Annotated in this window: 18 protein-coding genes; 9 read left to right on the top strand and 9 right to left on the bottom strand. The window is 56.5% G+C overall.

What is annotated here, in order from left to right; genetic code table 11:
• Nucleotides 1-5: 5 nt before the first annotated feature.
• Together D9N13_RS05385 and D9N13_RS05380 are read right to left on the bottom strand one after the other, a co-directional pair.
• Complete coding sequence (locus D9N13_RS05385) at nucleotides 6-1,559, bottom strand: glycosyltransferase family 39 protein (RefSeq protein ID WP_290586948.1); 1,554 nt, start codon at nucleotides 1,557-1,559, stop codon at nucleotides 6-8.
• A complete protein-coding gene (locus D9N13_RS05380; RefSeq protein WP_290587142.1) occupies nucleotides 1,556-2,221 on the bottom strand; it encodes a YggS family pyridoxal phosphate-dependent enzyme in 666 nt (221 codons plus the stop codon). Before D9N13_RS05380 ends, D9N13_RS05385 begins: the two co-directional genes overlap by 4 nt.
• Before the next feature lie 188 nt (nucleotides 2,222-2,409).
• On the opposite strand from D9N13_RS05380, the gene D9N13_RS05375 reads away from it, so the two are divergent.
• The 4 genes from D9N13_RS05375 to D9N13_RS05360 all read left to right on the top strand — a co-directional run bounded on the left by D9N13_RS05375 (nucleotide 2,410) and on the right by D9N13_RS05360 (nucleotide 6,716).
• Complete coding sequence (locus D9N13_RS05375; RefSeq protein WP_290586945.1) at nucleotides 2,410-3,447, top strand: type IV pilus twitching motility protein PilT; 1,038 nt, start codon at nucleotides 2,410-2,412, stop codon at nucleotides 3,445-3,447.
• 61 nt (nucleotides 3,448-3,508) lie between these two features.
• Nucleotides 3,509-4,648, top strand: a complete 1,140-nt coding sequence (locus D9N13_RS05370; RefSeq protein ID WP_290586943.1) for a PilT/PilU family type 4a pilus ATPase — start codon at nucleotides 3,509-3,511, stop codon at nucleotides 4,646-4,648.
• On the top strand, nucleotides 4,648-6,138 hold the full coding sequence (locus D9N13_RS05365) for a methyl-accepting chemotaxis protein (RefSeq protein ID WP_290586941.1): 1,491 nt from the start codon (nucleotides 4,648-4,650) through the stop codon (nucleotides 6,136-6,138). Before D9N13_RS05370 ends, D9N13_RS05365 begins: the two co-directional genes overlap by 1 nt.
• Nucleotides 6,138-6,716 carry a DUF6436 domain-containing protein gene (locus D9N13_RS05360; RefSeq protein ID WP_290586939.1) on the top strand — a complete coding sequence of 193 codons (579 nt, stop codon included), beginning with the start codon at nucleotides 6,138-6,140 and terminating at the stop codon, nucleotides 6,714-6,716. Before D9N13_RS05365 ends, D9N13_RS05360 begins: the two co-directional genes overlap by 1 nt.
• 22 nt (nucleotides 6,717-6,738) lie before the next feature.
• On the opposite strand, the gene D9N13_RS05355 is transcribed toward D9N13_RS05360, so the two are convergent.
• From D9N13_RS05355 to gshB, 7 genes are all read right to left on the bottom strand, one after another.
• Nucleotides 6,739-8,046: a dihydroorotase gene (locus D9N13_RS05355; protein ID WP_290586937.1), complete on the bottom strand. Its 1,308-nt coding sequence runs from the start codon at nucleotides 8,044-8,046 to the stop codon at nucleotides 6,739-6,741.
• Nucleotides 8,043-9,053 carry an aspartate carbamoyltransferase catalytic subunit gene (locus D9N13_RS05350; RefSeq protein WP_290586934.1) on the bottom strand — a complete coding sequence of 337 codons (1,011 nt, stop codon included), beginning with the start codon at nucleotides 9,051-9,053 and terminating at the stop codon, nucleotides 8,043-8,045. The genes D9N13_RS05355 and D9N13_RS05350 overlap by 4 nt, the downstream gene beginning before the upstream one ends.
• Nucleotides 9,050-9,556, bottom strand: coding sequence for a bifunctional pyr operon transcriptional regulator/uracil phosphoribosyltransferase PyrR (gene pyrR, locus D9N13_RS05345; RefSeq protein ID WP_290586932.1), 507 nt, complete (start codon nucleotides 9,554-9,556; stop codon nucleotides 9,050-9,052). Before pyrR ends, D9N13_RS05350 begins: the two co-directional genes overlap by 4 nt.
• A complete protein-coding gene (ruvX, locus tag D9N13_RS05340) occupies nucleotides 9,553-9,990 on the bottom strand; it encodes a Holliday junction resolvase RuvX (protein ID WP_290586930.1) in 438 nt (145 codons plus the stop codon). The genes pyrR and ruvX overlap by 4 nt, the downstream gene beginning before the upstream one ends.
• A gap of 53 nt (nucleotides 9,991-10,043) precedes the next feature.
• Entirely contained in the window at nucleotides 10,044-10,616 is a 573-nt protein-coding gene (locus D9N13_RS05335; RefSeq protein ID WP_290586928.1) for a YqgE/AlgH family protein, read from the bottom strand.
• A 90-nt stretch (nucleotides 10,617-10,706) separates the two neighbouring features.
• Nucleotides 10,707-11,597, bottom strand: coding sequence for an energy transducer TonB (locus D9N13_RS05330; protein WP_290586926.1), 891 nt, complete (start codon nucleotides 11,595-11,597; stop codon nucleotides 10,707-10,709).
• A gap of 18 nt (nucleotides 11,598-11,615) precedes the next feature.
• Nucleotides 11,616-12,563, bottom strand: coding sequence for a glutathione synthase (gshB, locus tag D9N13_RS05325; RefSeq protein WP_290586923.1), 948 nt, complete (start codon nucleotides 12,561-12,563; stop codon nucleotides 11,616-11,618).
• Nucleotides 12,564-12,846: 283 nt separating this feature from the next.
• Between gshB and pilG the strand changes: the two genes are divergently transcribed.
• The 5 genes from pilG to D9N13_RS05300 all read left to right on the top strand — a co-directional run bounded on the left by pilG (nucleotide 12,847) and on the right by D9N13_RS05300 (nucleotide 17,467).
• The gene (pilG, locus tag D9N13_RS05320) at nucleotides 12,847-13,233 is read left to right on the top strand and encodes a twitching motility response regulator PilG (protein ID WP_101894655.1); all 387 of its coding nucleotides are present in this window, start codon (nucleotides 12,847-12,849) and stop codon (nucleotides 13,231-13,233) included.
• A 74-nt stretch (nucleotides 13,234-13,307) separates the two neighbouring features.
• Nucleotides 13,308-13,676, top strand: coding sequence for a twitching motility response regulator PilH (gene pilH, locus D9N13_RS05315; RefSeq protein ID WP_290586919.1), 369 nt, complete (start codon nucleotides 13,308-13,310; stop codon nucleotides 13,674-13,676).
• An 8-nt stretch (nucleotides 13,677-13,684) separates the two neighbouring features.
• Nucleotides 13,685-14,224, top strand: coding sequence for a chemotaxis protein CheW (locus tag D9N13_RS05310; protein ID WP_290586917.1), 540 nt, complete (start codon nucleotides 13,685-13,687; stop codon nucleotides 14,222-14,224).
• A gap of 243 nt (nucleotides 14,225-14,467) precedes the next feature.
• On the top strand, nucleotides 14,468-16,534 hold the full coding sequence (locus D9N13_RS05305) for a methyl-accepting chemotaxis protein (RefSeq protein WP_290586915.1): 2,067 nt from the start codon (nucleotides 14,468-14,470) through the stop codon (nucleotides 16,532-16,534).
• 72 nt (nucleotides 16,535-16,606) lie between these two features.
• Entirely contained in the window at nucleotides 16,607-17,467 is an 861-nt protein-coding gene (locus D9N13_RS05300) for a CheR family methyltransferase (protein ID WP_290586912.1), read from the top strand.
• Nucleotides 17,468-17,470 lie beyond the last annotated feature (3 nt).

Raw genomic sequence — 17,470 nt, 5'->3', positions numbered from 1 at the left:
CGTCTTTATTGAGCCGGTCCGGTGGATGGGTTCAACTGGAAGTACGCCAGACCCCGATCCCTGTGCTTGATGGGTGCTGTCTGAAAAGTGGCATCCAGTGTCTGGCGCAGGGATTGTTGTTTGGACCTGGAGTTGTCGCCCAGTTTTGCGCTACTGACCCAGGTTCCCGTGATGGCCTGCATGGTGCTGAGCCGGGTTTGCCAGCCCTGATGTTGCAACAGGCTGGACTGTGGCGCCACCAAAGTCAGCTGATCTGCCGGTAAGCGGTGGGCGATGGCCGGCCAAATTCCCCGTTCATTGAAGTCGGCAATGATAAAGCGGTGTTCCGCGATGGCCGCAGGCGGGCCGGGGTTTTTCTCAGGTTTGTTGAGCAACAGCACCCCGGGCAGGCAGATCAGAACGATGGCCGCATAACGATAGGCCGGCTGCTGCCAGAGTGGGTGGATCAGTTGCCCCAGCAGCAAGGCCAGCAGTGGCCACAGCGTCGCCAGGTAGCGCCCCCCCATGGCGTGTTTAGGGGCAATAAAGCCCAGATAAGCTGCCGCGATGAAAGCGAAATTCAACCCCACCAGGCAGTACAGCAGGGTAGGCACGCTGCCCAATGCCAGTTTGCCTTGACGGCGGGCGAAGGTCACCAGATACAGTACCGTCAGGGTGGCAAAGAGGCAGAACTTCAGGGGTTCCTCCAGGGTATTGCGCAATCGGAACAGAATATCCGCAGGGTTCAGCTCGGCACTCCAGGCGCGCACCTCCTGTGATTGCAGTAGCAGGGCAGGGTAAAGCCAAAGCCCCAGCAGTACCCCGCCACCGATGGCGATCCCACAAGCGAACACCCGCCCGGGCTGCCGGTAGTGCAGCAGCAGAATAGTGCAGGACAGGGCCGCGCCCAGGTACAGGTATTGGTAGTTGGTGAGAAACCCGATCAGGGTCAAGGCGCCGAACAGCACAATGGACAGGGGGTCGAGATTCTGCCGGCTGCTGGTGCGGGCCAGTACCAGCACCGACAGCAAACCGATACTGGCCATCAGTTCGTAGTGCCGGGCAATGATGCTGGTCTGGATGCTGGGTGTTGCCACCGCCCAGATCAGCAAACCGATACCGGCCGCCTCCTGGCTTGGCAGCAGGCGCCTGCCCAGTTGAAAGAGCAGTATTCCGTTCAGCACATAGAACACCGCATTGGACAGCCAGCCGCTCCAGGGTCCGGTGTCCGGCAGGGCACGCAATACCAGATTGAGCCACAGAAAATAGACCGGCGGATGGATGTCGTTCTGCTGCAGGTTGTGGATGGTTTCAGCTAGGGAGGCGGCCATTGGCTCCGGGCCCGGCCGCAGATAATCCCGCCAGACGCGGTTCTCCAGCCAGCGGGGTTCTGCCTGCAGGTCGCTGATGGTTTGATGGTAGTCATCCAGATGAGCGGTGGCCACCATGTAACTGATGACGTCATCGTGAGGAATCTTTTCAATTTGACCGGCTTTATAGCTTCTGGCCGCCAACCCTGCCAACAGAATCATGGTTAGCAGCAACAGGGTTTTCCCGCTCAGGGCCTGCGGATTGTTCACATGCGTTCTCCAAACAGGGCGGAACCTATCCGCACCATCGTACTGCCTTCTGCAATGGCCGGTTCCAGATCGTCAGACATGCCCATGGAGAGGGTATCGGCGCGCAAGCCGGCCTGTTGCAGCTGCGCCTGCAGGCCGGCCAGGCGCTGAAAGGCCTGCGCCGGATGGGTGGGTGCCGGTATGCACATCAAACCCGCCAGTTGCAGCCGGGGCAGCGCCGCGACACTTTGTGCCAGGGGCAGCACGGCTTCCGGCAACACCCCGGATTTGGTTGTCTCCCGATCAATGTTCACCTGCAGGCACACGTTCAGATCGGGCAGGTGGTTTGGCCGCTGCTCACTCAGACGGCGGGCAATTTTTTCCCGGTCCACGCTGTGCACCCAGGCAAAATGTTGCGCAATGGGGCGGGTTTTGTTGGATTGCAGGGGGCCGATGAAATGCCAGATGATATCCAGGTCTGCCAATTCCGTTAACTTTGCTTCCGCCTCCTGCCAATAGCTCTCGCCGAAATCGCGCTGCCCCAATTGGTACAGTTGGCGAATGGCGGAGCTTGGGTGTTTTTTGCTCACAGCCAGCAGGGTGGGGGCGGGTTTGTGCTGCGCCCGGGCGGCATCGTCGATGCGTTGGCGCACCTGCCGAAATCGTTGTTCCAGATCGTTCATCATGGCTTTGGGGTTGAGTTACGGAAATTTTGGTCAAAGTGTGGTATTTAATCACAAAAATCATTTAGGTGTTTAGATCTGAGAAAGTGGCGGGCTGAATGTCTGCTAATCTTGAAAGAGTTCTATTGTTAGCAAAACAGGATCTTCGATTCAGGTATCACTTCAACCCAGTTCAGAGAAGGTATCCCATGGACATTACCGAATTGCTTGCCTTTGGCGTTAAAAACGGAGCGTCGGACTTGCACCTGTCGGCCGGTCTGCCCCCCATGATCCGGGTGGACGGCGATGTACGTCGAATCAATCTGCCCGCTATGGATCATAAGCAGGTGCACGGCCTGATTTATGACATCATGAACGACAAGCAGCGTAAGGACTTTGAAGAATTTCTGGAAACAGACTTCTCCTTTGAAGTGCCGGGTGTGGCCCGGTTCCGGGTGAACGCGTTCAATCAGAACCGGGGGGCCGGCGCGGTATTCCGAACCATCCCCTCCAAGGTTTTGTCCATGGAGGATCTGGGGCAGGGCCAGGTGTTCAAGGATATCTGCGAATTTCCCCGCGGTATTGTGCTGGTGACCGGCCCCACCGGTTCCGGTAAGTCCACCACCCTGGCGGCCATGCTCGATTACATCAATGAAACCCGTTACGAGCACATCCTCACCATTGAGGATCCCATCGAATTCGTGCACGAATCGAAAAAGTGCCTGCTGAACCAGCGCGAGGTGCACCGAGACACCCTGGGCTTTGCTGAAGCATTGCGTTCCGCGCTGCGGGAAGATCCGGATATCATCCTGGTGGGTGAGATGCGGGATCTGGAAACCATTCGTTTGGCGCTGACGGCGGCGGAAACCGGGCACCTGGTGTTCGGCACCCTGCACACCACCTCCGCCGCCAAAACCATCGACCGGGTGGTGGATGTATTCCCCGCTGCGGAAAAAGCCATGGTGCGATCCATGCTGTCGGAATCCCTGCAGGCGGTTATCTCCCAGACTCTGTTGAAGAAACAAGGCGGTGGCCGGGTGGCAGCCCACGAGATCATGATCGGAACCCCTGCCATCCGTAACCTGATCCGGGAAGACAAGGTGGCACAGATGTACTCCGCGATTCAGACCGGTGCCTCGTTGGGCATGCAGACACTGGATCAATGCCTGGGCGACCTGGTGCGTAAGGGTCATGTCAGCATCGAACTGGCACGGGAGAAAGCAAAGAACCCGGATGCTATCAAGTAATCCCGGCTGTTTTCGACAGCAAATCATGGTGCTTTGCTGTCGGGCGATTTAAGAGGCAACTATGGATTTTGAAGATCTACTCAAACTGATGGTGGAAAAAGGCGGCTCCGATTTGTTCATCACCGCCGGGGTTCCTCCATCCATGAAAGTCAACGGTCGCATTGTTCCGGTGACCAAGACCGCGCTCAGCCCGGAAAAAACCCGGGAAACGGTGTTGGGGGTGATGAACGAAGCGCAACGCAAAGAGTTCATCGAAACCCACGAGTGTAACTTTGCAATATCCGCTCGTGGTATCGGCCGGTTCCGGGTCAGTGCCTTTTACCAGCGCAATCTGGTGGGCATGGTGTTGCGTCGTATCGAAACCCGCATTCCCACCATTGATGAATTGAACCTGCCGTCGGTGGTCAAGGATCTGTCCATGACCAAGCGCGGCATCGTGATTTTCGTGGGGGCAACCGGTACCGGTAAGTCCACCTCGCTGGCCTCCATGATCGGGCATCGGAACAACAACTCCAAGGGCCACATCATCAGCATCGAGGACCCCATCGAATACATTCACCAGCATAAAGGTTGTATTGTTACCCAGCGTGAAGTGGGGCTGGATACGGAAAGTTTCGACATCGCCCTGAAGAACACCTTGCGACAGGCACCGGATGTGATCATGATCGGCGAGATCCGCACCCGGGAAACCATGGAGTATGCGGTGGCATTCTCCGAAACCGGGCACCTGGTGCTGGCCACGTTGCACGCCAACAATGCCAACCAGGCCCTGGATCGCATCATTCACTTTTTCCCGGCGGATCGTCATTCCCAATTGTGGATGGACCTTTCACTGAACCTGCGGGCCATGGTGGCACAGCAGTTGATTCCCACTCCGGATGGCAAGAGCCGTCGCGCGGTAATCGAAGTATTGTTGAACACGCCCTTGATGGCGGATCACATTCGCAAGGGTGAAGTGCATCTGTTGAAACCGCTGATGGCAAAATCCCGCGAGCTGGGTATGCAGACTTTCGACCAGGCGCTGTACGATCTATACAGTGCGGGCGAGATCACCTATGAGGATGCGCTGGCCCACGCGGATTCACCCAACGACTTGCGCTTGATGATCAAGCTCGGTTCGGAAAGCTCGGCGGATGCCCTGGACACCGCCACCAAAGGTCTCACACTGCAGGATGATGACGGCATGAAAGGTGGTTGGTAATGGACAGTTTGGCAGTAGACACCCGTAATGACCGTTTTATATTAATTGTGCTGGGGTTGAGCCTGGTGGTCAGCCTTGGGCTGGCTGGGTGGTACAGCACCTGGGCTGAGGCGCTGGTAATCGGCGGGCTTAGCTTTTTTGGCGCGTTTGCGGTGTACCAAATGATGCCGGGGTCATTGCTGTCCCGCATGACCAATGCGCTGGCCCTGATGATGATGGTGGCGCTGCACATTCACCAGGCCCGCGGCATGATTGAAATGCATTTTGGTGTGTTCGTGGGGCTGGCGTTTTTGTTTGCCTATCGCGACTGGCGCCCTTTGCTGCTGGGTGCGGTGCTGATCGCCCTGCATCACGTGAGCTTCAACCTGTTGCAGGAGCAGGGTGCTCCTGTGTGGGTGTTCGATAATGACCGGCTGGGTTGGAACATCGTGTTCATTCATGCCATTTATGTGGTGGCCGAAACCGCTGCCCTGATCTGGTTGGCGCAAATCACCAGAGAAGAAGCCCGGGTCAGTCAGGAGGTCGTGCGCGTGGCACAACAGGTCCACCTGGATGATCGCACCATGGATTTGAGTGTGCGTTGTGATGCGGCGGGCAGTGGCGTGCTTGAAGGCTTTAACAATATGCTGGCGAAGATCGAACAACTGGTTAAAGACACCAAAGCGGTATTGACTGAATTGGTGCAGGTGGTGCAGCACTCCGCTGAGTCCAACCGCAAACTGGAATCGCTGTCGCGCGATAAGATGGGTTTGTCTGAACAGATTGCGGTGGCCATGGACCAGTTGACCCAGTCGGTGGTGTCCATTTCGGAAAACACCCAGGAAACCTCCCGCAATACGGATCAGGCGGTATCGGATAACCGACTGTGCCTGGAGAATGTGAATCTGACTCAACAATCGATCCGGGGTTTGTCCGGATCGCTGGTGGGCGCAGGCACCAAAATTGAAACCCTGGCGGAAAATTGTCGAGCCATCAGTGCCGTGGTGGATGTGATTCAGAGTATTGCAGAACAGACCAATCTGTTGGCGCTCAATGCGGCCATCGAGGCTGCGCGGGCCGGAGAGCAGGGCCGTGGCTTTGCGGTGGTGGCCGATGAAGTGCGGGCGCTGGCTTCACGCACCTACGATTCCACCAAGGAAATTAATAACCTGATTGTTAACCTGCAGTCCGGCAGCGAGGATGCAGTGGGAGCAATGACCGGTTGTCAGCACAAGGTGAAAGAAACCGAACGTTACAGCACGGAAGTGGTGGAGCGCCTCAGTGAGATCAATACCGGTCTGGAAGGTGTTAACGGTATGATTCAGCAAATTGCCGCTGCCGTAGAGGAACAGTCTGCGGTGAGTCGCGATGTGGCGGAGAATGTCAATCACATCAAGCAGGCATCACAGGATGTGACGTCTCATTCCAGTGACGGGTTGCATGAAGTGCAGCGTGCAGAGCAGTTGGTGTCTGAGCTGAACGGCAAGTTGGCGGGCTTTCGGGTTGGTTAGTGGATAGCAATCAGCGTCGAACCTTGCTCAAGGCCAGCGTGTTTTTCGTGACTTGGGTGCTGCTGCTGGGTGGCGCCTACTGGTATTTTCTGGTCAAGCCGAAACAATGGTTTGATGCCCAGATGCAACAGCCTCCGGTGCTGGCCGATATGGCGCAGCAAACTGCGTTGCGTACCTTGCTGCGTCAACGTTTCCCTGAGTTAGAGGATGGTCGATCCTGGTTTGTTCGTTTTAAGCAGGATGATTGCGGCTGCGAGCGGTTTGTTGAATTGTATCACCAGCGCTTTACGGCCGAGGCGAATCCGGCGCAGATGCAGGTTGTGGCCGTGGACCTGGCCGCGGGTGGGTTTGGGGCCGCAGATCGCAGATTGCTGGCACAATGGATTCCCGCAACCCCTTCTGTCGTTCTGTTCAATCCGCGCGGACAGATTCAGTATTTCGGCCCCTATCACCAGGATGGTATCTGCAATGCAGAGAACAGTTACCTGGAGCCGGTGCTGCAGGCCTTGCGGTCCGGGCAGGAGCTGACGGTATTGAATACGCTGGTATTCGGCTGCTTCTGCAGTACAACCCGATAGGGGCCGTGCTGTTAATCGCGGATTATGCCTGCCGAAAGCTGACGGTGCCGTCCCGCAAGGTCAAGGTTACCCGGCCCTGTAATGTGCGTCCGATAAAGGGCGTATTCTTGCCCGCGGAATAAACGCTATCGGTGGTCAGTGTCCAGCGTTGGTTGGGGTCGAACACGCACAAGTTGGCGTTGCTGCCGATACCCAGGTGGCCGGCATCCAGCCCGATCAGGAGCGCCGGGTTCATGGCAATGCGTTGCACCCATTCGGATTCGGTGAGCACGCCCTGGTGCACCAATTCATAACTCAACGGCAAGTAGTGGGAAAACGCCGAGATGCCCGCTTCGGTATTGGGGAACGGCTCAGCCTTGGCCGCGGCTTCGTGGGGTTGGTGGTCGGAACACAGAATGGATATCACCCCGGACTTCACCCCATCGATCAGCGCCTGTCGGTCGGTACCGGTGCGCGCCGGCGGCTGCACATGGAAGTGGCTGTTGAAGCCATCGATCATGTTGTCTGTGAGATAGAGCTGATGCACGGCCACGTCGGCGGTTACCGGCAGACCCTTGGCCTGGGCGTTGGCAATCAGCTCCACGCTGCGGGCGCAGGAGATCTGGCCAAAGTGGGCCTTAACACCGGTTTGCTCCACCAACAGCAGGTCCCGGCTCAGGGCGATGGTTTCCGCACATTCCGGAATGCCCGGTAAGCCCAGGCGGGTGGCGGTGGGGCCGGCGTGCATTCCTCCGCGGGGGCTGATGGACTGATCCTCACTTTGGAAAAACACGATCAGATCGAAGGTGCTGGCGTATTCCAGGCAACGTAACCACACCTGGCTGTCTTTCACCGGGCGCCGCAGTTGCGAGACACCAATGCAGCCGGCTTCGCGCAGGGCATGCATTTCCGACAGGTGTTGCCCTTCCAGCCCGTGGGTGAGTGCACCGATCGGCATAACGTGGGCGTAACCGGATTGATAGGCCCGCTCCTGAATCAGCGCCGCCACCGCCCGGGTATCAATGATCGGGGTCGTATCCGGCGGGCAGCAGAGGTGGGTGATACCGGCCGCTGCCGCGGCATGGGTTTCCGAATGAATATTGCCTTTCTGCGACTGGCCCGGTTCCCGCATGCGGGCGCAGAGGTCAACCGCACCGGGGATGATCAGCATGCCCTTGGCATCGTATTCCAGATCCGCTTTGAAGCCCACCGGGGATTCACCGATGCTGGCGATCACGCCGTCGGCAATGTAAATGTCCGCCTTTTGGTTCAGTACCTGACTGGGATCAATTACCCGGCCATTGCGAATGACAATGCGCTGATTGAAATGGGGGCGGGAGAAATCAATCACGGGGCGCCCTCCCCATCGGTGAGCGCATTCTGGGACTCGGTCTGCCCGCTCATGGCCATGGACAGCACCGCCATGCGCACGGCGATGCCGTAATTTACCTGCTGCAGAATCACTGAACGATCACAATCGGCCACCGCCGATTCGATTTCCACCCCGCGATTGATGGGGCCGGGATGCATGACGATGGCATCGGGTTTGGCGAACGCCAGCTTTTCCATGGTGAGGCCATACAGGCGATAGAATTCCGCTTCGCTGGGCAGCAGTGCCGACTGCATGCGTTCTTTCTGCAGCCGCAGCATGATCACCACATCCACATCCTGCAGGCCTTTCGCCATGTCGTAGTAGATTCTGGCGCCCAGGCTGTCAAAATCCGAGGGGATCAGGGTTTTGGGTCCAATCACCCGGACTTCGCCCACATTCAGGCCACGCAGGGCATGGACCTGGGAACGGGCCACCCGGGAATGCAGCACGTCGCCCACAATGGCCACGTTGAGATTGGTAAAATCCCCTTTGTGGCGGCGTATGGTGTACATATCCAGCATGGCCTGAGTGGGGTGGGCATGGCGGCCATCGCCGGCATTGATCACCGCCACCGTAGGGGTGACGTGTTCGGCAATAAAATGGGGCGCGCCGCTGGCTTCGTGGCGTACCACAAACATGTCGCTGTCCATGGCCTCCAGATTCCACAGCATGTCCATCAGGGATTCGCCCTTGGAGGTGGCGGAGGTGCTGATGTTGATGTTGAGTACATCGGCGGATAAGCGCTTGGCCGCCAGTTCGAAGGTGGTGCGGGTGCGGGTGCTGGCTTCGAAAAACAGATTGACCACGGTTTTGCCGCGCAGCAAGGGGACTTTTTTCACCGCCTGTTTGCCCACACTGACGAAGGAGTCAGCAGTGTCGAGAATCTCGGTTAACAGGGCGGTGCTCAATCCTTCGGTCGTCAGAAAGTGTCGCAACTGACCGTTCTCGTTCAGCTGCAATTGATGTGGCGGTGTCGTTGGCGTCATGCTTTGGGTTCGATCAGAGTCAGGGTCAGCGGCTCAGGGCCGCTTAATTTTATCCTTTGTTTGGGGTCTAAATCCATTCTTATACCCCAAACATCCGGCTGAATGGGCAATTCCCGTCGCTGCAGGTCCACCAAGGCCACCAACGACACGCAGGCGGGGCGGCCGTAATCAAACAATTCGTTGAGGGCGGCGCGGATGGTGCGGCCGCTCATGATCACATCGTCCACCAGAATGATGTGCTGGCCTTCCACATTGAATGGCAGGTTGGAGGGTTTCACCTGCGGATGCAACCCCTTACCTTGAAAGTCATCCCGGTAAAACGAAATGTCCATCAACCCCAACGCCTGTTTCAGGCCCAGCGTTTTGTGCAGTTCCTTGGCCAGCCAGGCGCCACCGGTGTGGATACCCACCATGGCGGGTTCCTGTTTGCGCTTGCCGAGCAGGGTGCGGGTGATGTCGCTGGCCATGGTGTCCAGCAGAGGTGCCACTTGCGGCATGGTCATGGGGAAACTTCCTTCAATAATTGCGGCCACTGTTCCGTGAACCAGGATTGCAGGATAAGGCTTGCGGCGATACTGTCAACCAGGCTGTCCTTGCGTTTGGCAGAGCCCGGCTCCCTTGATGGCTGCCGTTGGTACTCGCGAGCCTCGAACGACGTCAGGCGCTCATCCATGGAGAACCAGGGCAAACCAAAGCGCCCCTGCAGGCGCTGGCCGAATTTGCGGGCCCGTTGCGTCAGCTCAAATTCTGAGCCATCCATTTGCACCGGCACCCCCACCACGAACGCGTCCGGTTGCCATTCGGTGATCAGTGCCGCTACCTGCTGCCAGTCCGGCTGTCCGTCACGGGCGCGCAGTTCCGGCAGAGCCTGGGCAGAACCGGTGATCGACTGGCCCACAGCCACCCCTATTTTCTGGGTGCCGAAATCAAATGCCATGATGCTGACCTGAGGTGAGCTGGGGAATTTTGCCATCGTATCTGACTGCCGGATCAGGCGTGACCGATTTGGTCGGAAAGCAGGTTGAGATCGATGCCCAGCAGGTTGGCGGCGGCTTGCCAGCGCTGCTCATAGGGGGTGGAGAACATGATGTCGGGGTCGGCTTTTACGCTGAGCCAGGCGTTTTGGGCCATTTCCTCATCCAGTTGGCCGGCACTCCAGCCCGCGTAGCCGAGCGCGATCAAGGTGTCCTTCGGGCCTTCGTTGTGGGCGATGGCCATCAGGATATCGCGGGAGCTGGTCAGGCACAGGTCGCCGTGCACCACCTGGCTGTTTTCCCATTGCTCCGGATCCGAGCGGTGCAGCACAAAGCCACGCTCCATCTGGACCGGGCCGCCACACATCACCGGTATGTCGTTGTAGCCGTCGTCGTAACTGTCGATGTTCAGGTGTGACAGAATGTCGCCCACCATCAGATCCATGGGCCGGTTCACGACAATACCCATGGCCCCTTCCTCATTGTGCTCACAGATGTAAGTGATGGAATGAGCAAAGTTGGGATCGGCCATGGATGGCATGGCGATCAGAAAGTGGTTCTTCAGGTTGGTGGGCTTGGTTTCAGTCATCTATTCAGTATTGGGGGTTCAGCCGAGGGGTTCAAGTGAATTTTTTGGAATGACCAGTCCGGGTTTTAGCAGGTTGACCCGGACCGGAAATCAGAAGGACGATAGAAAATCACCTTTACCGAAGCGCCAGGTGCGGATGATTTCCAAAATATCGGTGTCTTGCTTGATTTCCGGGGGAAACACCGAGAACGGCGCGGCGATTCTGACGATTTCCATGGCGGCCTGATCCAGAATGCGGTGGCCCGAGCTTTTCAGGACCTTCATTTCACGCAGGGTACCGTCAGAGTTGATGGACACCAGCAAGCGCAATTCCCCGTGAATTCGACGTTTTTTGGCCTCGTTGGGGTAGTTCAGGTTGCCCAGGTATTCGATCTTGCGGCGCCAGGACTCCAGGTAGGCCGCATCCGCCGCCCGTTTGGTGCTGGCTGAGGTCAGCACCCGTTTCTTGGGGCGCTTGGCGTAGGCTTGCCGCTTTTCTTCCAGGGCCGCTTCGTAGCTTGCCATTTCAATCTGGCGATTGAGGTTGGCCAGCATCTCCTCCTTGGAGATTTTCACCTGCCGGTCCAGGTCACTGGTGGGGGTTTTGATGGTTTTCTGTTCGGTTTGCCCAGTGCTGCTGAGCTGTGTGGAGGTGGTGGGCTGCACCGGCTTCTGGCTGGCTTCCTGCGGCAGGGGTTTTACATCACGGATCACGGCATCATCAAAACTGGCCACCTGATCGGTGGTGGGTTTCAGCTTTTCCGCTTCCGTACCGCTGCCCACCTGATTGGATTGAGCCAGAAAATCCGCCTCCTCCGGCTCTTCATCCGAGTGGTGTTGGGCCAGAATGACCTCCAGGGAGGTGGCCGCAGGCAGTTGATCAGGCAGCCCGATGTGCACACCAAACAGCAGAATCAGGTGCAGCACCAGCGCCAGAAACAGCGTAAAAGTAAAACGGTCCGTCGCGGAAACGACGGGTTGTTCGGCAACAGCAGCCATCATTATTGTGCGTTACTCAACTTACTTCAGTTTCTTTTCAATTGCGTCCATCAGCAGCCCGGCCACGTTCAAACCGGCACCGGCGTCGATTTCACGAATGCAGGTGGGGCTGGTGACGTTGATTTCGGTGAGGTAATCCCCGATCACATCCAGGCCGACGAAGATTAACCCTTTTTGCAACAATGTGTCGCGTACCTGATCGCAAATCCAGCGATCGCGATCCGAAAGCGGTTGTACCACCCCTGAGCCACCAGCAGCCAGATTGCCGCGCACTTCACCCACCGCAGGTATGCGGGCCAGGCAGTGAGACACCGGCTCACCGTCAATGACCAGAATGCGTTTGTCGCCTTTGCTGATCTCGGGGATGTACTTCTGGGCCATGGCCGGGGTGCGCCCGTGCTGGGTCAGGGTTTCGATAATCACGCTCAGGTTGCCGTCATTGCCACCGGTACGAAAGATGGAGGCCCCGCCCATGCCGTCCAGGGGCTTCAGAATCACATCCTCGTGTTCTTCCGCAAAGGCCCGCAACCGGCGCTTGTCGGCACACACCAGAGTGGGGGCGCAACATTGGGGAAAATGGGTGGCGAACACCTTTTCATTGCAGTCCCGCAGGCTCTGCGGGTGATTCACCACCAGTACGCCGCGGGATTCCGCGCGATCCAGTATGTAGGTGGTGTAGATGAAGTTCATATCGAAGGGTGGATCCTTGCGCATCAGGATCACGTCCAGGTTGGCCAGTGGGGCCTGGGTTTCCTCGCCGAACTCAAACCACTTTTGCGGATCCTGTTTGGGGTGCAGGCGGGTCATGCGGGCGCAGGGTTCACCGCTGTCGATGTACAGATCCGACTGCAGCAGGTAAAAAATCTGCCAATTGCGTGAATCCGCCTCCCACAACATGGCGAGGGTGCTATCCTTTTTATAAGTGACAGATTCGATGGGGTCCATCACCACCCCGATTTTGATTGTCATGGTGTGCTCTACTGACTGGGAAAGGTCCCCATGGGACACAAAAACTCTCTATAGGTTACACTGGATCTGTTGTTCTGGTTATAAATATTGTGCATTTATTGGGGCGAAAAAACGCTTTATCCACAGTGGTTTATAGATTGAATGTAAAAACTGTGATAAATATCATGCTGCGTTGTATATCCGGCAGAATTTCTCGCCTTCTGAGTTTGCGAACTGCCCATAACGATATTATAACTATAATAAGATTGCTGACTTATCGCTGTTAATAACAAAGGCAATGTCGATGGAAGATAATTTTGAGAATCTGAAAGTGATGGTCATTGACGATAGTAAAACCATTCGTCGAACCGCTGAAACACTTCTGAAGAAAGCAGGCTGTACTGTGATCACCGCCACTGACGGGTTCGACGCGCTGTCAAAAATCGCCGATACCCAACCCAATATTATCTTCGTGGACATCATGATGCCCCGCTTGGATGGTTACCAGACGTGCGCTTTGATCAAGAACAACAGCGCGTTCAAGAGTACACCGGTGATTATGCTGTCCAGTAAAGACGGTTTGTTCGACAAGGCCAAAGGCCGTATTGTAGGCTCTGATCAGTATCTGACCAAGCCTTTCAGTAAAGAAGAGTTGCTGGGGGCAATTCGCGAACACGTGGCGGCAGCCTGATTGCCGGTGTTCGATGGCCGTGAATGCAGCGGCCTGAAATGTTCCAACTATATTAAGAAGACTACGGAGGAGCTATGCCTCGCGTTCTAATCGTTGATGATTCACCGACTGAAACATACAAATTCAAGGAAACCCTGGAAAAACACGGGTTTGAAATCATCTCCGCTGATAACGGTGCAGATGGTGTTGCGGTGGCTCGTCAGGAGCAGCCGGATGTGGTGCTGATGGATGTGGTGATGCCCGGCCTCAATGGCTTTCAGGCCACTCGTCAGCTGAGCAAAGGCGAGGACACCAAGCACATTCCCGTGATTATTGTGACCACCAAGGATCAGGAAACCGATAAAGTGTGGGGCCGCCGTCAGGGCGCCACCGATTACCTGACCAAACCGGTGGACGAAGCGGTGCTGATTGATACCATCAACCGAGCCATGAGCGGAAGTTAAACAAGACTATGTCTGAGGTTTCCCAAGCCTATCTCAAACTGATTGAGATATCCGAGCGCAGCCGCCAGCATGCGCACGGTCTGCCGGAACAGGAGCAGGCCAAGTCAATCTGGAGTGGGGTTGGTTTTACTCTGAATGATCGGCGCTATGTGGCACCGATGGATGAAGTATCCGAAATTCTCACGGTCCCCCGTTATACTCAAGTACCTGGTGTACAGAGCTGGGTCAAGGGGATCGCCAATGTGCGCGGTCGCCTGATGCCGGTGATGGATCTGATGGCCTTCCTCAACAATCCCTCCCAATTGCAACTGAAACGGCGGCGTCTGCTGGCGCTGGAGCGCGGTGAGCTGTACAGCGGTCTGGTGGTGGATGAAGTGCTGGGTATGCAGCATATTGCACAGGATCTCTACACCCAGACTGTGCCCGGGGAATACGCCGACACCATGCCCTATCTGAAGGGCGGATTCGAAACCGAAAAAGGCTTTTTTGCCTGGTTTAGTTTATATGAGCTGGCGCGGGACCCGCGCTTCCTCAATGTGGCTTCCTGAACAGGGAAGCATTGTTATTCGTGCGGTTCTCGCAAGAGGCTGCTGAATGGGGGCAGGGATTGCAGATGGTTTCACGCCCCACTTGTGTGAACAGTAATGTTCATAACTTAAACGATAAGGCATCTTTCAGAATTTGTTCTTTAATTAGTTAAGGGACAGGTGTTGAAAGGCGCCTTTCTTGTGTAATCAATAACAAGTGTTCATAAAACATGTGTTGTGCACTAAACGGCCAGGAGTCCGCCTATGTCGTCTAGCACTGGAAAGCTGGAATCCAGCAAGTCCACTAACCTGATACCGGTCTATATTATTGGCCTGGTTATCACCATTGGTCTGATGCTGCTGAACTTTTACTTTGTGGCAAATCACAGTGAGCAGTCAGCGAAGTACGTAACCAAAGCGACAGAATTGAGGGTACTCTCTCAAAGGATCGCGAAAAACGCCCTCGAGGCTGCCGCCGGTAACGGAGACGCGTTCTCCTTCCTGGATCAGGCGCGGGTGGATTTCGGTCTGGAATGGGATGCCATCAAAAACGGCTCTCCCGATGAAGGCATGGCCGCCGATTCAATCTTTATCACCTCCGCCCCCCAGGAAATGGGTGACGTGGAGCGGGTCTGGAAGCAGGTGTCCGACAGCTCCGACGTGATTCTGGAAGGTCGCCAGACGGTGATTAACCTGCACGACGTGGCCCGGGCTCTGAATGAAAACATCCCCGTACTGCAGGAAGAGTACGATCTGGTGGTTCAGACCCTGGTGGACAGCAAGGCACCGGCAGACCAGGTGGCGGTGGCACAGCGACAGTCGCTGCTGGCAGAACGAATTGTGCGTTCGGTTAACAAGGTGCTGGAAGGGGGCGAAGACGCGGTCATGGCCGCCGACAGTTTCGGCCAGGATACCGAGCGATTCGGTCGTGTACTGCAAGGTATGTTGGAAGGGGACAAATCACTGGGTATCACCCGGGTGCGGGATAAAGCCGCGGTGGAATCCCTTAATGAAATTTCTGACCTGTTTGCCGGTGTGGCGGAAAGCGTGGACGAGATCCTGGAGAGTTCGCCGGAACTGTTCCAGGTGCGTGCGGCAGCCAACGGCATCTTCAAGGATTCACAAACCCTGCTGACCGAAACCGGTGCACTGGCCCGCTCCTTCGAGGGCACCCCGGTAGCCGGCTTCTGGTCGACACTCTTCGGTATTATCTTCGCCGCTCTGGCACTGCTCTTCCTGCTGCTGATCTTCTTCTCCTTTATCGCCCAAACCCGCTCTCGTCTGGCGGAAGAGGAACAGCGTCGTGAAGAGAAAGAAATGCAGAACCAGCATAACCAGGAAGCGATCCTGCGACTGCTGGATGAGCTGGGTGACCTGGCGGATGGTGACTTGACCATCCAGACCACGGTAACCGAGGATTTCACCGGTGCCATCGCCGACTCCATCAACTTCACCATCGACCAATTGCGCTCACTGGTATCCACCATCAATGAGACAGCGGTGCAGGTATCGGCTGCGGCCCAGGAAACCCAGGCCACGGCTATGCATCTGGCGGAAGCGTCCGAACATCAGGCCCAGGAAATTGCCGGGGCATCAGCCGCGATCAACGAGATGGCGGTGTCCATCGACCAGGTATCGGCCAACGCGGCTGAATCAGCGGCGGTTGCGGAGCGATCGGTATCCATCGCCAACAAAGGTGCGGAAGTGGTACAGAATACGATTCACGGGATGGACACCATCCGTGAACAGATTCAGGAAACCTCCAAACGGATCAAGCGACTGGGTGAATCCTCCCAGGAAATCGGTGACATCGTATCGCTGATCAACGACATCGCCGACCAAACCAACATTCTCGCATTGAACGCGGCGATCCAGGCCTCTATGGCCGGTGAAGCGGGTCGCGGCTTCGCGGTGGTAGCGGACGAAGTACAGCGCCTTGCGGAACGGGCCTCTGCGGCCACCAAGCAGATCGAGGCACTGGTTAAAACCATCCAGACCGACACCAACGAAGCGGTAATCTCCATGGAGCAAACCACCTCTGAAGTGGTGCGCGGTGCCCGCCTGGCGCAGGACGCGGGTGTGGCCCTGGAAGAGATCGAGAACGTATCCAGTAACCTGGCGGACTTGATCCAGAACATTTCGAACGCAGCGCGTCAGCAGGCAGCGTCGGCAGGTCACATTTCCAATACGATGAACGTTATCCAGGAAATCACCTCGCAAACCTCTGCCGGTACCACCGCGACGGCAACGTCCATCGGTAACCTGGCGGAACTGGCGGTGCAGATGCGTAATTCAGTTGCCGGTTTCAAACTGCCGGAAACGGGAATGTAAAACACCTTGGCCCGGTGGCTGTGGCAACAGACATCGGGCCGGTTACAGGTGTTGTGGCCGGGAGTGATGTCAGTGCCAGCAGAACGATGGAGTCTTCAAAAAGCCGAACTGAACGACGAACAGTTCATGCGCTGGCGCAATCTGCTTGAAGATCGTACCGGTATGCAGTTATCCATCGAGCGTAAATCCTTCCTGGAAACCAGCCTGAATATCCGCATGCGCGAGATTGGCTGTACCAGCTATGACACCTACTATGAAAAGCTGATGTCCGGTTTGGCGGGCGAAGTGGAGTGGGCCACGCTGGTTGACCGTCTCACTGTTCAGGAAACCAGTTTTTTCCGCCATCCCAGCTCCTATGAATTGGTGCGCAACTATTGTCAGAGCCTGTATCGCGAACAGGGCCGCAAGCATATTGAGCTGTGGAGTGTGGGTTGTGCCACCGGCGAGGAAGCCTACTCCCTGGCCATGGTGATGGAAGATCTGGTGAGCCTGCAGGATGAGCGCCGCTATTACGGCATCACCGCCACAGATATCAGTTTACCGGCGTTGTCCAAGGCGCGGGAAGGTGTGTACAACATTCGTAAGCTGGAGCGCGTGGCTCAACGTTACGTCCAGCAGTTTTTTGAAAATTATGAGCGTGGTCGATGTCGTGTGGTGCCGCGCTTGAAAGATCGAGTCTGTTTTGCGCAGGTTAATGTGCTGGACCTGCGGCAGTCGCCGCTTCAGAACGTGGATCTGGTGTTCTGTCAGAATTTGCTGATTTATTTCCAGAGTTGGCGCAAAAAAGACATCGTTACCCATTTGGCTGATCGATTGGCACCAGGCGGCATGATGGTGCTCGGGGTGGGTGAAGTGATTGACTGGCAGCGTCCGGATATGGAACGCATTCAGTACAAGGACACCCTGGCGTTCGTGAAACGCAATCACTCATAGTGC

The sequence above is a fragment of the Ketobacter sp. GenoA1 genome (assembly GCF_003671475.1).
GTDB lineage: Bacteria > Pseudomonadota > Gammaproteobacteria > Pseudomonadales > Ketobacteraceae > Ketobacter.
Note: the sequence above shows the minus strand (reverse complement) of the source record. Positions and strands in the feature narration are given on the sequence as shown.